The organism is Pseudomonas sp. PSB11, from assembly GCF_014596605.1.
GTDB lineage: Bacteria > Pseudomonadota > Gammaproteobacteria > Pseudomonadales > Pseudomonadaceae > Aquipseudomonas > Aquipseudomonas umsongensis.
This window is the reverse complement of the sequence record NZ_NOIO01000016.1, coordinates 48,737-61,310: the sequence shown is the minus strand read 5'-3', so window position 1 is coordinate 61,310 and position 12,574 is coordinate 48,737. Positions and strand designations below refer to the sequence as shown.

Annotated in this window: 12 protein-coding genes; 5 read left to right on the top strand and 7 right to left on the bottom strand. The window is 59.4% G+C overall.

Going from position 1 to position 12,574, the window contains the following annotated elements; all coding sequences use genetic code 11:
* Positions 1–59: 59 nt before the first annotated feature.
* The 3 genes from CGA21_RS18560 to CGA21_RS18550 all read left to right on the top strand — a co-directional run bounded on the left by CGA21_RS18560 (position 60) and on the right by CGA21_RS18550 (position 2,322).
* A complete protein-coding gene (locus CGA21_RS18560) occupies positions 60–1,037 on the top strand; it encodes a LysR family transcriptional regulator (RefSeq protein ID WP_188264760.1) in 978 nt (325 codons plus the stop codon).
* A 176-nt stretch (positions 1,038–1,213) separates the two neighbouring features.
* Entirely contained in the window at positions 1,214–1,735 is a 522-nt protein-coding gene (locus CGA21_RS18555) for a GNAT family N-acetyltransferase (RefSeq protein ID WP_110752184.1), read from the top strand.
* A 92-nt stretch (positions 1,736–1,827) separates the two neighbouring features.
* Positions 1,828–2,322 (top strand): hypothetical protein, encoded by a 495-nt coding sequence (locus CGA21_RS18550; protein WP_188264759.1) that lies wholly within the window; start codon positions 1,828–1,830, stop codon positions 2,320–2,322.
* Between the two features lie 130 nt (positions 2,323–2,452).
* Here the strand turns inward: CGA21_RS18550 and CGA21_RS18545 are convergent, their stop codons facing one another.
* Positions 2,453–2,674, bottom strand: coding sequence for a cbb3-type cytochrome c oxidase subunit 3 (locus tag CGA21_RS18545; RefSeq protein ID WP_110752188.1), 222 nt, complete (start codon positions 2,672–2,674; stop codon positions 2,453–2,455).
* The gene (gene ccoN / locus CGA21_RS18540) at positions 2,674–4,101 is read right to left on the bottom strand and encodes a cytochrome-c oxidase, cbb3-type subunit I (protein WP_110752190.1); all 1,428 of its coding nucleotides are present in this window, start codon (positions 4,099–4,101) and stop codon (positions 2,674–2,676) included. The genes CGA21_RS18545 and ccoN overlap by 1 nt, the downstream gene beginning before the upstream one ends.
* A 279-nt stretch (positions 4,102–4,380) precedes the next feature.
* On the opposite strand from ccoN, the gene CGA21_RS18535 reads away from it, so the two are divergent.
* Both CGA21_RS18535 and CGA21_RS18530 read left to right on the top strand, forming a co-directional pair.
* Complete coding sequence (locus tag CGA21_RS18535) at positions 4,381–6,054, top strand: nitrite/sulfite reductase (protein WP_110752192.1); 1,674 nt, start codon at positions 4,381–4,383, stop codon at positions 6,052–6,054.
* On the top strand, positions 6,051–6,530 hold the full coding sequence (locus tag CGA21_RS18530; protein ID WP_110752194.1) for a DUF934 domain-containing protein: 480 nt from the start codon (positions 6,051–6,053) through the stop codon (positions 6,528–6,530). Before CGA21_RS18535 ends, CGA21_RS18530 begins: the two co-directional genes overlap by 4 nt.
* A gap of 147 nt (positions 6,531–6,677) precedes the next feature.
* Here the strand turns inward: CGA21_RS18530 and CGA21_RS18525 are convergent, their stop codons facing one another.
* From CGA21_RS18525 to CGA21_RS18505, 5 genes are all read right to left on the bottom strand, one after another.
* Positions 6,678–9,038: a tetratricopeptide repeat protein gene (locus CGA21_RS18525; RefSeq protein WP_188264758.1), complete on the bottom strand. Its 2,361-nt coding sequence runs from the start codon at positions 9,036–9,038 to the stop codon at positions 6,678–6,680.
* Positions 9,039–9,443: 405 nt separating this feature from the next.
* Positions 9,444–10,472 carry an HAD family hydrolase gene (locus CGA21_RS18520; RefSeq protein ID WP_188264757.1) on the bottom strand — a complete coding sequence of 343 codons (1,029 nt, stop codon included), beginning with the start codon at positions 10,470–10,472 and terminating at the stop codon, positions 9,444–9,446.
* A gap of 103 nt (positions 10,473–10,575) precedes the next feature.
* Complete coding sequence (locus CGA21_RS18515; RefSeq protein ID WP_188264794.1) at positions 10,576–10,827, bottom strand: hypothetical protein; 252 nt, start codon at positions 10,825–10,827, stop codon at positions 10,576–10,578.
* A gap of 12 nt (positions 10,828–10,839) precedes the next feature.
* Positions 10,840–11,619 carry a hypothetical protein gene (locus CGA21_RS18510; protein WP_411157077.1) on the bottom strand — a complete coding sequence of 260 codons (780 nt, stop codon included), beginning with the start codon at positions 11,617–11,619 and terminating at the stop codon, positions 10,840–10,842.
* Between the two features lie 345 nt (positions 11,620–11,964).
* Positions 11,965–12,390 (bottom strand): YciI family protein, encoded by a 426-nt coding sequence (locus CGA21_RS18505; protein WP_188264755.1) that lies wholly within the window; start codon positions 12,388–12,390, stop codon positions 11,965–11,967.
* Between the last annotated feature and the right edge of the window lie 184 nt (positions 12,391–12,574).

Here is a 12,574-nt window from a genome sequence, read left to right as displayed (position 1 = left end):
TCGTTCATGTACCTTGCGCAGGATGGTGCTCCCAGTGAAAGATCGACAGGGAGTCATCGATGTCATTCATGGAAACCCGGGGCGACCAGCCTGTAGCCCAATATCCCGCACCCCTCGATACAACCTCCTCCTGGCGCACCCGCGCGGCGCAGATCGATCCACTGCTGGCGCAATGCTTCAGTGTGATCGCCCGGTGCGGCTGCTTCATGCAGGCAGCGCGGCGCCTCAACATCAAGGCAACCCGGTTGCGCCAGCAATTGGCGCAGCTTGAAAAACAGCTGCGGTGTTCACTGTTCAGCTCTTCGGAGGATGGCCTGGTACTCAGTCGAGACGGCCTGCAACTGCACAAGCAGCTGATCGCCCTGGCGCATGAACGCGATCTGCCGGTGCTCGAGCAACCTGTGGTGCGCTTGGCGGTGGCCGAGACGATCCTGCACGACATCCTTGGCCGCGATCTGGTGGCGCTGCTGCGACGCAATGCCGGTGCGCGCTTGGACATCATTACCCTCGACAGCGAATTGTCCCTGCAGGCGGTCAGTGCCGATGTCGTGGTGTGGATAACAGGCATCGACTCGCCAACGCCGGGACCGAGTTTTGCTGTCAACGTGCCCAGATGCCTGGCACGGCTCGACTATCTGCCGCACATCGCCAAACGCTATTCACGAGTCGCCGCGCGGCCGGCCGGTCTCGATGACCTGGCCGATTTCATGCTGGTGCAATGGCAGCATGATCGACAGATCGACAGTTTTCGGCTTTGGAACGACCTGGTCGACCAGCGCCTGGCCGGGGTCGTGCAGTCGCATTCCTATCCACTGATGCTGGAGATGGTCCGTTGCAGCGCCTGCATCGGCCTGTTGCCTGGCTACATGAGCCATTTCGACCGTGGCTTGATCGGTTTGCCGGGGTTGTTCAGCCAGCCGATGCAGCGCCAGGTGTGGCTGGCGGTGAATACCGAGGCCGAGGGCGATGCGCAGGTGCAGACGATTGTCGAGTTGATCCAGAACACTTTCAGTGAACGTCGGGACTGGTTCCTGTAGGAGCGAGCATGCTCGCGATGGACGGCAACGATAACGCGGGGCGCCTGAAACCCCGCGGTGTTCCCAGGTTTTTCGTCGGAACGCCGCCCGGAGCATGCTCGCTCCTACAGGGTGTTTTTCCATGTTGGATGCGTTGTAGAGTGAACGGCCATGTCTCTATCAAGGATGAATCACCCATGACCGGCACCGACGCTGTCATCACCCTCGAACGCCTCAACCATTCCCACGTCCCGGGCATCACCGCGCTTTACCACGAACCGGTCGTCGCCCGTCAGACCCTGCAAATGCCGTTTCCATCCTCCGAGACTTGGCAAAAACGCGTGGAGACGGACAATGAACGGATCGTGCAATTGGTCGCCCTGCATCAAGGGACGGTTATCGGTAGCATCACCCTGGAACAGTTTCCACGCATCCGCCGCAGCCATGCGGGCAGCTTCGGCATGGGCGTTGCTTCCCAATGGCAGGGCAAGGGCGTGGGTTCGAAACTGTTGGCGGCGGTGCTGGATATCGCTGACAACTGGATGAACCTGCGAAGGGTTGAACTGAGCGTGTATGCCGACAACGAAGCCGCCATCAGCCTGTACCGCAAGTTCGGTTTCGAGACCGAAGGGCTGTTTCGCGACTATGCGGTGCGCGATGGCGTCTACGTCGATACCTTGAGCATGGCGCGCATCCGCCGCATGCCCAAGTGCGATTGATCCATACCACTCGCGCTTTTAGTCGTACGCCGGCGGCGCGCATCTGCCATGCTCAATGTCCGCAGCACCGCTTCAATCAAAGGAACACCGCAATGGACGACGTACGGCAACTGGGCGAGATGCTTCGTCACTACGCAGACAGCGAAGCGCACAAAAAGCAGCTGTTCGAGACACAATCAGCCGAGTGGGCCAGGCGCATCGAGGAGTTGTTCGATCAGATCCAGCAGTGGCTGGAGCCGGTTCTGGCACCGAATCTGCTGGAGGTGAGCCGCGAAGCGTATGTCGCGTCCGGGCCGAGTGTGCCGGTGGAGACGTCTACCTTCAAGACTGAAAAGCTGAGCATTACGATCGCCGGCAAACCAGTGGAGTTCGTGCCGGATGTGATGGGTGCCGGTGGGCAGATTTCCCTGGCAGTGATGGGCTTTACCGCTGCGCGCTACGGCAGTGTTTCACTGGTGTGCATGCCATCGTCCAATGGCTGGCAGTGGCGCAAGACCAATGGTCTTAAAGATCCGGATACCTTTGTCTTCGATGCGGATTTCCTGGCGCAGCAGTTGCAGAGCCTGATTCCGCGCGAACGCGGCTGAGTTTTCGCGACACTGTGAATCCCCTGTGGGAGCGAGCCTGCTCGCGAAAGCGATGAATCAGTCAATATCGATGTCGACTGTCAGCCCGTCTTCGCGAGCGGGCTCGCTCCCACAATGAATGGGTTGTAGGTCAGATTTCGATTTTGCCCCAACCCGGCTTTGGCTCTTGCGGCGCGACCGCGTTGATCCGCTTGCCGGTAGCGGCCTCCACTCGCCGGGCGACTTCCGGGTCATCGGCAAACGGCATCAGGCTGGCATCGTCCAGGCTTTCGGCGGTCTGGTGGCGCAAGCAGTATTCGATGGCGCACCACAGGAACACTACCCCCAGGATATTCAACAGGACTTCAGTCATCAGGCTATCTGCGCCTCGCTTTGCGCCATCGCCACGTCGGATACCCGTACCGTCCGCCACACGTTGTAAGCCATCACCAGCATGCCCGTGAGGAACAACACGCCACCGGCAAAGCGCACCACGAACCCCGGATGGCTGGCCTGCAACGCTTCGACGAAGGAGTAGGTCAGCGTACCGTCATCGTTGATCGCACGCCACATCAGGCCTTGGGTAATGCCGTTGACCCACATCGAGGCGATGTACAGCACGGTGCCGATAGTGGCGAGCCAGAAGTGCAAGTTGATCAGCGGGGTGCTGAACATCTGCGTGCGACCGAAAACCTTTGGCACCATGTGGTAAGTCGCGCCGAAGGTGATCATCGCCACCCAGCCGAGGGCCCCGGCGTGCACGTGGCCAATGGTCCAGTCGGTGTAGTGGGAGAGGGCGTTGACCGTCTTGATCGCCATCATCGGCCCTTCGAAGGTCGACATGCCGTAGAAGGCCAGGGACAGCACCAGGAAACGCAGGATCGGGTCGGTGCGCAGCTTATGCCAGGCGCCCGAAAGGGTCATCATGCCGTTGATCATCCCGCCCCAGCTCGGTGCCAACAGGATCAGCGACATGGCCATGCCCAGTGACTGCGCCCAGTCCGGCAAGGCGGTGTAGTGCAAATGGTGCGGACCTGCCCAGATGTACAAAGTGATCAGCGCCCAGAAGTGCACGATCGATAAACGATAGGAATACACCGGCCGGTTCGCTTGCTTGGGCACGAAGTAGTACATCATCCCAAGGAAACCGGTGGTCAGGAAAAAGCCCACGGCGTTGTGCCCGTACCACCACTGGACCATGGCGTCGGTTGCCCCCGAATACACCGGGTAGGATTTGAACCAGTCCACCGGAATCGCCAGGTGGTTGACCACGTGCAGCATCGCAATCACCACGATGAACGCACCGAAGAACCAGTTGCCGACATAGATGTGTCGGGTCTTGCGCTGCACCACGGTGGTGAAGAACACGATGGCGTAGGCCACCCATACCAGGGTCATCCACACCGCGCCGGAGAATTCGATCTCGGCGTATTCCTTGGTGGTGGTGTAGCCCAGCGGCAACGTGATGAGCATCACGACGATGACCGATTGCCAGCCCCAGAACGTGAAGGCTGCGAGCTTGTCCGAGAACAGTCGCACCTGGCAGGTACGCTGCACCGCGTAGTAGCTGGCGGCGAACTGCGCGCTGCCGGCAAATCCGAAAATCACCAGGCTGGTGTGCAGCGGGCGCAAGCGCCCGAAAGTGGTCCACGGCAGGTCCAGGTTCAACTGCGGCCACACCAGTTGCGACGCGATCCAGACGCCCATCGCCATCCCCACGACGCCCCAGATCACGGTTGCCACGATGAATTGGCGCACGACCTTGTAGTTATAAGCCTGTCCGATAGTTGTAGTGCTCATGTTCAATGCTTCCACGGTTGCAATGACGTGCACTGTAAAAACCCTGGCGAAAACAAAACAGACTCAGGAAAAACTGATTTATGCGGATCAGATATGCAGCGAATCAAATCGGGCGCCTCTGATCCTGATACGGTTTTTTCATGAGTAGCTGAATCTGTAATGAAAACCGGCACGGGTCCATAGTCATTGCCTCGAAACGAGCCGCAGTTAATGCCGCGCCCACAAGGGTCGCGCCAGGCATTGGCAACAGAGCCCGATCACTCTTGATGAGGTAGCCAGATGTATCAGTACGACGACTATGACCGGGCACTGGTGTTCGAGCGGGTTGCGCAGTTTCGCGATCAGGTCGAACGCTTCATGGCCGGCGAACTGAGCGAGGAAGAGTTTTTGCCGTTGCGCCTGCAAAACGGCCTGTACATGCAAAAACACGCCTACATGCTGCGCGTTGCCATTCCCTACGGCACCCTGAGTGCCCGGCAGATGCGCACGCTGGCGAGCATTGCCCGGGATTACGATCGCGGCTACGGCCACTTCACGACGCGCCAGAACATGCAGTTCAACTGGATCGAACTGGCCCAGGTGCCGGACATCCTCGAACGCCTGGCCCAGGTCAACATGCACGCCATCCAGACGTCCGGCAACTGCGTGCGCAACATCACCACCGAAGCCTTTGCCGGGGTTGCGGCCGATGAAATGATCGACCCGCGGCCGCTGGCGGAAATCCTGCGGCAATGGTCGACCATCAACCCGGAATTCCTCTACCTGCCACGAAAGTTCAAGATCGCCATCTGCTCGGCCGAGCAGGATCGCGCGGCAATCATGATGCACGACATCGGCCTCTATCTTTATCCCGGTGACGACGGGCAAATGCTGCTGCGGGTCATTGTCGGCGGCGGCCTTGGGCGCACGCCGATCCTTGGCTTGCAGATCCGCCAGGGCTTGCCGTGGCAGCACCTGCTGTCCTACGTCGAGGCGGTGCTGCGGGTGTATAACCGCCATGGCCGGCGGGACAACAAGTACAAGGCACGGATCAAGATTCTGGTAAAGGCCCTGGGCATCGAAGCGTTCGCCAGGGAAGTCGAGGAAGAGTGGACGCATATCAAGGATGGCCCGGCACAGCTGACCCTTGATGAGTTCGAGCGCGTGGCCAGTGCCTTCGTTGCGCCGCGATATCGCGAACTGGCGGATACCAGCCTTGAATTCGGCACGCAGCTGGCCCAGGACCCGGCGTTCGCCCGCTGGGTGCTGCGCAATGTACAGGCACACAAGGTATCGGGGTATGCCAGCGTGGTGCTGTCGACCAAGCCGGGCGGCAGCGCGCCGCCGGGGGATGTCACGGCCACGCAAATGGAGGCGGTGGCGCAGTGGTCCGAGCATTTCGGTTTTGGCGAGATTCGCATCGCCCATGAGCAAAACATCGTGCTGCCGGACGTGCCAAAAGCCGACTTGTTCACCCTCTGGCGCCTGGCGTGCGAACACAACCTCGGCTGCGCCAACGTCGGTTTGCTCACCGACATCATCGCCTGCCCCGGCGGCGATTTCTGTGCACTGGCCAACGCCAAGTCGATCCCCATCGCCCAAGCCATTCAAGCGCGCTTCGAAGACCTCGATTACCTGCATGACCTGGGCGACATCAGCCTCAACATCTCCGGCTGCATGAACGCCTGCGGTCATCACCACATTGGCAACATCGGCATTCTGGGTGTCGATAAGAACGGCAGCGAGTGGTACCAGATCACCCTCGGTGGCGCCCAGGGCAAGAACAGTGCGTTGGGCAAGGTCATCGGCCCGTCGTTCAGCGCTGCGCAAGTGCCTGCGGTAGTCGAACAGATCGTCGATACGTTCGTGCGTTACCGCGAAAGCGAGGAGCTGTTTGTCGATACCTTCCAGCGCATCGGCCTGGAGCCGTTCAAAGAGGCGGTTTATCCGTCAGCGCTGGAGGTGTCGGCATGAACAATCTGTTGCGTTTGCAAGAGGGAGGGGCACGGATTGTCGAGGATGATCCCTGGACGCTGGTTCGGGACCTTGAGGCGCCGTTGCCTGAGGGCCAGGTGATTTTGCCGGTGGCCCGCTGGCTGGAAAATCCGCAGCAAAACGCAGTCTGGCTCGGACCGGATGATGAGGTGGAAGGCCTTGAACGGTGGTTTGGCCAGTTGCCCTTGATCGCCCTGGAGTTCCCGAGTTTTCGCGACGGTCGGGCCTACAGCCAGGCTTATTTGCTGCGCACTCGATTAGGCTGGACCGGTGAGTTGCGCGCCGTGGGTGATGTGTTGCGCGATCAGCTCAGCCATATGCGCCAATGTGGGTTCGACAGTTTCGCGGTGCGAGAAGACAAGTCGGCCGAGGATGCGCTGAAGGGATTGGCGGGAATGAGCGTGTTGTATGGACGCTCGGTGATTGAGCCGCGACCGTTGTTTCGGCGGCGTTGACGTCAATTACGCATTGGCAGGGCTGACGCTTTCGCGAGCAAGCCCGCTCCCGCATTTGATCCTTGGCATTCACAAAAATCTGTGACCCACACAGATCCAATGTGGGAGCGGGCTTGCTCGCGAAGGGGCCATTGGATCAGCCCCCGATCACTTCAACGCCGGATCCCCCATGTTCATTTTCTTCCAGCCCTGCAACAGCACCTGGGCCTTCGGTTCCTGACCGTTATCGAGGTAGTACTGGATCAGCGACATCCGCGCATTTCGGTCGGCTGGCTGCACTTTCAACAGCCTTTCCAGTTCCTCGCACGCGGCATCGATCTTGCCGCTGTCATGCAGGGCCACCGCCAGCACATAGCCGTATTGTCCGCTCTGCGGTTCCAGTTGTGCGGCCCTGCGCAGGAAGGGCATGGCCTGTACGGGTTGGCCGGCACGCACCAGCGCCAAGCCCTGGGTGTGTTGCAACAGAGCGGCGTCGGGGTGTGCCTTGAGGCTCTGCGCCAGCAGTGCTTGGGCTTCCTGGCCGCGACCATTGGCTTCCAGCCATTGCACCAGTGTCACCAGCGCCGGATAAAAGTCCGGGTCGCGCTTGAGTGATGTGCGCAGCAAGCCTTCGACTTCGCCACTGCGACCGCTGGCCTGATACAGCATGGCCAGGTTGAGGTTGGCTTCGGCGCGTTCGGCCAGGCTTTTTTGCACGTTCTCATATTCGGTGATGGCCGCGTTCCACTTGTCTTGGGCAGCGCCCAGGCCATTGCGTGCAACGCTGAGCAAATCCCGGGCCGCGGCAATACGTACAGCCTTCACCGGATCGCTCAGCAACGGTGTCAACAGCGGTGCACGCTCCGGCGGTGGCAAGAACGCGCTGATCGCCCGTACGGCGCTTTCACGCACTTGCGGCGCCGGGTTGCTCAAGTCCCGAGTGGCCAGTTTCAGCGCCTGTTCGCTGGGGTACAGCGGTAGTTCGGCGAGCAGTGTCGCCCGTTGAATCGCCGGCAGGTTGCTGCGTTGCAGCTGTTCGTACAGGGCTTGTGCCGCGCCAGGCTGTCCATTGCGGATCAGCCACAGGCTTTCGTCGTAACGCGGGGCCTGCGCGGCGGTGGAGGTGTTCCAGAGTTTGAACTGCTCGGTGACCTTGTCACCGGCCTTGCCCTGGTGACAAGTCAGGCAAGCGTCCGGCGTACCGAGTTTTTTCGCCCGCTCGGGGTTGGGAATGCTGAAACTGTGGTCGTGCCGAAAGTCATTGCCCATATAAAACTTGCCGGGCATATGGCAATCGATGCACTGCGAACCCGGCTGGCCCATGGTGTGGCGGGTGTGTTCGATGGAATCGTAGTTTTTCGCTTGCAAGCCTTTGCCGTCGACACCTTCGACGGAGGTCTTGCCAGCTGTGTTGTGGCATTGCAGGCATACGCCATTGCCCGGCGCCTTGAGTTCGGTGCTGTGGGGGTTGTGGCAGTTGCTGCAGCGCACGCCCTTGTCGAACATTTTGCTCTGGGCGAACGAGCCGTGTTCGAACACTTCATCCTTGATTTTGCCGTCCAGGGCATACAGTTCACGGGTCAGGGCGCTTGGCAGGTAGTCGTCCATCAGGCGCTTGCCAACGGTAAAACCGTCGCCCAGTGGCGCACGACGGGAGTGACAGCGGGCACAGGTTTCGATCTCGACGGTCGCGTTCTTGTCCTTGAGGTCGACGGCGAAACCCGAGTGGATCAGATCGCCTTTTTTCGCCGTCCATTGCAGATGATTGGAGGCCGGGCCGTGGCAGGCCTGGCAGCCGACGCCGAGGCTGTTCCAGTGGCTGTCGAAGGTGTTTTTCGCGGCATCGAAATTGCGCTTGTAGCCGGTGGTATGGCACTCGACGCACATGAAATTGGCGTTCTGGCTCGGCTTGCTCCAATGCAGCGGGTCCTTGAAGGTCACGCCCTGGCCTGGATAGAGATGAAACCAGCGGTGCTTCTCGGTATCCCAGGCGATGCCGAGGGCTTGCAAGCGACCTTCACCGACCTCGATCAGGTATTGCTGCAAGGGTGCGATACCAAAGGTGTAGGCGACCTTGAAGTCGGCGTTCTTGCCGTCGATGCCCGGTGTGTTGACCCAGAATCCGTCATCCTTGCGCGAAAACCGGGTGGTTTCGTTTTCGGCCTTGAAGGTGACGTTGTTGAAGTCGCCGAGCATGGTCTGGGCGTTGGCCTCCTGCATCGCCAATTGGTGATGGGAACCTTGCCAGTCCTTGACCTGTGCACTGTGGCAGCCTTGGCATTGCTGTTCGTCGACCATCGTCGCCGGCGCCACGGCGACGGCTTGCGACGGCGGCTTGACGGGTTGCGCAACAGGTGTGTTGCTCGGCGCGTAGGTCAGCGGAGCGGGTTGGCTGTGCAGCAGAAACCAGCCGATGCCCGCGACCGCCAGCAACAAGACGCCGATGGTGGCGGGGAACAGGTATCGATGAATCAGGGTCGGTTGCGAATCAGGGTTTGGGTTTGCTGCTTTATTTTTATGTTTCGGCATTACGACTTCCGTAGTCCAGGTGCGTTTGCCGCAAGGCGCGCGTACAAGCTTGATGCAGCTTTGCTGGATGGCCGGCTTCTGTCAAATGATGGTTGCGGTGAAGCTGATGGCCTCTTCGCGAGCAGGCTCGCTCCCACATTTGGTCTGTGTCGTACACAAAATTCGTTTATGAACGCAATTCACTGTGGGAGCGAGCCTGCTCGCGAAAGCGGTTTGACAGACAACTGATCACTCGCCGACAAACCAGCGGTAATACGGATTCCCGCCATCCCCGCGCATCACCCAAAGTCAGGTCGGCAAAAATACACTGATCCCGGTGCTTATCGTTCCCACGCGGCGCATGGTCGCCGCATCCGGCCAGGACCACTGCGACAAACGTTCATTGCGGTCCTGCGTCACGCTTTTTTATTGCACTTGCTCGGGTGTAGCGGCATCGAACGGATAGATCCGGCGCCATTCGGCAGCCATGTCGACAACGGTCCAGCCACGGGCTTTTGCTTCGTCCAGGGCCTTGTCCAGACGGCCGATCTGCGATTGGCGGTCGTAGGCCCATTCGCGCTTGGCGTCGGTGTGATGCACCAGCCCCATGAAACGTTTGCCGGTCCCGGCCGCAGTCCACTGCAGCATTTGCAGGTCGCCGTCGGAGTTGCCGAACGCGAGAATCGGTCGACGCCCTATCACGGCGTCGATGCTCACCGGCTTGCCCGGCCCGTCGTCGTTATGTGCCAGTTTCGGGGTGCGCAGGATCGACGCCTTGCCATCCTTGTACTCAAACGAGGTGACGAATGTGGTGCCGATCACCTGTTCGGGGGGGATGCCGTAGACCTTTTCGGCGAAGGCGCGCATGAAGCCGGTGTCGCCACCGGAAACGATGTAGGTCTTGAAGTCCTGGCTGCGCAGGTAGTCGAGCATTTCCAGCATCGGCTGGAAGATCATTTCGGTGTACGGCTTGCCGGTTTTCGGGTGGCGGGCCTGGCTCAGCCAGGTCTTGGCGTAATCGTCGAAGGCTTCTGTTGTCATGCCGGTGTGGGTTGCACCGAAGATTTTCATCATGCCTTCAAGGCCACTGGCGGCCAGGGCCTGGTGATCGTTTTCCAGCACGGCCTGGAATGGCTGGGTGGTTTTCCATTCCGGATGCTGCGCCGCCGTACGCTTGACCTCTTCCAGGGCAAACAGCAGTTCGAAGTACATCGGCTGCTCGCTCCACAAGGTGCCGTCGTTATCGAACACGGCGATACGGTCCTCGGGTTTGACGAAGTCCTTGCTACCTTGATCGGTCACCGCCTGGACGAATTCGATGATGTTCATTTTCGACGGGCCGTCATTCCATGACGGCAATGGTTCAGCGGCCTGGACCAGCATTGGCAGGCTCAGGGCCAATGCCAGCAGCAGCTTTAACCCGTGGAACTGGCGGTGCGCTATCGGACTCGTCATGGGAAATCCTTCTCGTGAACGGGGTTGAGTGGTCGTAGTGCGCTAGCGACGGATTCTTGATGTTTTCGGCCTTGCTATGCAGCGTAGCCAAAGGTTGCCTGAGTTAGAGCAGTGCCGATGTTCTGGGTGAAACACAGCCCCGGCGCAGTTCATCGAAATTCAACCCACGGCCACGCAGGCACGAGGCAAAGCCCCTACCATCAACAACGCCACTTGCTTGTTTTGTTTGAATCGAGGCCGGTAGTTCACCTTCCATGACGATCTGGCCGATTCGGGTATCCGACTGGGCGCCGACCCCGCAACTGACGAACATCGTCATCAGGCTGAAACCGGCTGCGCGAATGGCTCCATGCATAGGGGGAGTTCCTTATTTGCCGAAGGTGGCGTTGAGGCCGACAAACAGCGTGAATTGCGGCATGCCATCGCCTTTCTTCTCGACGGTCCATTGCGGTTCGATGAAGGCGTTGAGGATATTGGAGCCGTCTTTCCACACTTTGCCACCACCCAAGCCGAGTGGGATGTAGTGGGTGTCGTTCTTCAGGTCGAACGTCCAGATGCCGGTGGAGCGCAGGTACCAGCCCTTTTCCAGGTTATGGATGATGAAGGGTTGCATCGTTGCGCTTTCGACGTGGGGCCGGTCGTTGTCACCGGCGAACGAACTCTGGTATTGCACCAGCGCGCCCAACAGCCCCCGTGGCGAAGAGTCGATGGCGATTGCAGCGAGGCCGCCCTGCCATTTGCCCGTGCCGAGTTCGTCCTGATCGGCAGTGGGGGCGGTTATCATCGGGCCGATGCCCAACTGCACGCCTTCAGTCTTCACCAGGAAAATATCGAACAGGTTCAGGTCACCTTCACCGGTGCTGTAGCCGCTGTTCGGATCCGGGTGGGTACTGATTGGCGCCGTGGCGCGGATCAATTGCGGCACGCCAATGTAATCGTTGGGCGCAATCGGCAGCGTGCCGCGTATCAGCAGGTCATTGGTGTGAATATTGGAGTCGTAGTACCTGGGCGTGTAGTAGTCCTGAGCGCTCATGCCTGGCGCGAAGTTCAGCGGGTTGTTGCTTTTGTTGGCGGTCTCGGCGTTGTCCGCCTGGGCGCACACGACAGGCGCAAACGAAGCCACCAAAAGACAGGCGCGGATCGCCATTTTGTTTGTCATGATTCCCCAATTCCATGGTGGCTAATTTGGACAACCCGGCACTTGGTGGCCGTAACGACGTAGTCTCTTTGCTATCAAGTCTGTAGGACACGTCTCTTGAACCTAGCAGCTAAATGGACGTTAGCCAGTCCAAGGGATTAATTCGTTGGTGGTTTGTACAAGTTTTTCGAGAACGTTGTGAACTAAAAAGTCAATACGAATCAAGGCACTGGAACCAGAAGGTTGTTCACGAAATCCAGGGAAACATAGAAACAAGAACGCCGATCCGTGGAGACCGTTTGTATCCCTGTAGGAGGAGCATGCTCGCTCCTACAGGGGGGAGAAGCCCAACATTCAGCACTTTTTCCCCTGCCCAAATGCCCGCTCTTCCTGCTCGCGCAACTCGGGCGTTAATTCCTCACCGAAATCCTCCAGCTCGAACACCTGGCGAATCTCGATTTCGGCTTCGGTGCCTGGCATCGGGTTGGGGCAGCGCTTGACCCATTCGATAGCCTCTTCTTTGGATTTCACTTGCCACAGCCAATAGCCGGCGATCAGTTCCTTGGTTTCGGCGAAGGGGCCGTCGATCACCGTGCGTTTGTCGCCTTCGAAACGTACACGGGCACCTTTGCTGCTCGGCTGCAGGCCTTCGCCGGCGAGGAGGATGCCGGCCTTGGCCAGTTCTTCGTTGTAGTTGCCCATGGCCGTCAGCAGTTCGGTGCTGGGCATGATGCCGGCTTCGGAGTCTTTGCTCGCCTTGACGATGATCATGAAACGCATGGTGTAGCCTCCGCTGGAGTGGAATTGTTCACTTATAGTCGAATGATCACCGGCCAAATCGACAAGGGTGTTACAACAAATTCTGCGATACCCCACCGAGGGGCGCGGAGTGCGGCGTTTTTGTGCACCGATACATGACAATTTGTATCCACCCCATAGGTCGCCGGAGCATTTCGTGGTTAAC

What these genes read in the sequence shown, in the direction of transcription:
- CGA21_RS18560 (WP_188264760.1), top strand. Translation starts at nt 60, where the DNA reads ATGTCATTCATGGAAACCCGGGGCGACCAGCCTGTAGCCCAATATCCC.
- CGA21_RS18555 (WP_110752184.1), top strand. Translation starts at nt 1,214, where the DNA reads ATGACCGGCACCGACGCTGTCATCACCCTCGAACGCCTCAACCATTCC.
- CGA21_RS18550 (WP_188264759.1), top strand. Translation starts at nt 1,828, where the DNA reads ATGGACGACGTACGGCAACTGGGCGAGATGCTTCGTCACTACGCAGAC.
- CGA21_RS18545 (WP_110752188.1), bottom strand. Translation starts at nt 2,674, where the DNA reads ATGACTGAAGTCCTGTTGAATATCCTGGGGGTAGTGTTCCTGTGGTGC.
- ccoN (WP_110752190.1), bottom strand. Translation starts at nt 4,101, where the DNA reads ATGAGCACTACAACTATCGGACAGGCTTATAACTACAAGGTCGTGCGC.
- CGA21_RS18535 (WP_110752192.1), top strand. Translation starts at nt 4,381, where the DNA reads ATGTATCAGTACGACGACTATGACCGGGCACTGGTGTTCGAGCGGGTT.
- CGA21_RS18530 (WP_110752194.1), top strand. Translation starts at nt 6,051, where the DNA reads ATGAACAATCTGTTGCGTTTGCAAGAGGGAGGGGCACGGATTGTCGAG.
- CGA21_RS18525 (WP_188264758.1), bottom strand. Translation starts at nt 9,038, where the DNA reads ATGCCGAAACATAAAAATAAAGCAGCAAACCCAAACCCTGATTCGCAA.
- CGA21_RS18520 (WP_188264757.1), bottom strand. Translation starts at nt 10,472, where the DNA reads ATGACGAGTCCGATAGCGCACCGCCAGTTCCACGGGTTAAAGCTGCTG.
- CGA21_RS18515 (WP_188264794.1), bottom strand. Translation starts at nt 10,827, where the DNA reads ATGCATGGAGCCATTCGCGCAGCCGGTTTCAGCCTGATGACGATGTTC.
- CGA21_RS18510 (WP_411157077.1), bottom strand. Translation starts at nt 11,619, where the DNA reads ATGGCGATCCGCGCCTGTCTTTTGGTGGCTTCGTTTGCGCCTGTCGTG.
- CGA21_RS18505 (WP_188264755.1), bottom strand. Translation starts at nt 12,390, where the DNA reads ATGCGTTTCATGATCATCGTCAAGGCGAGCAAAGACTCCGAAGCCGGC.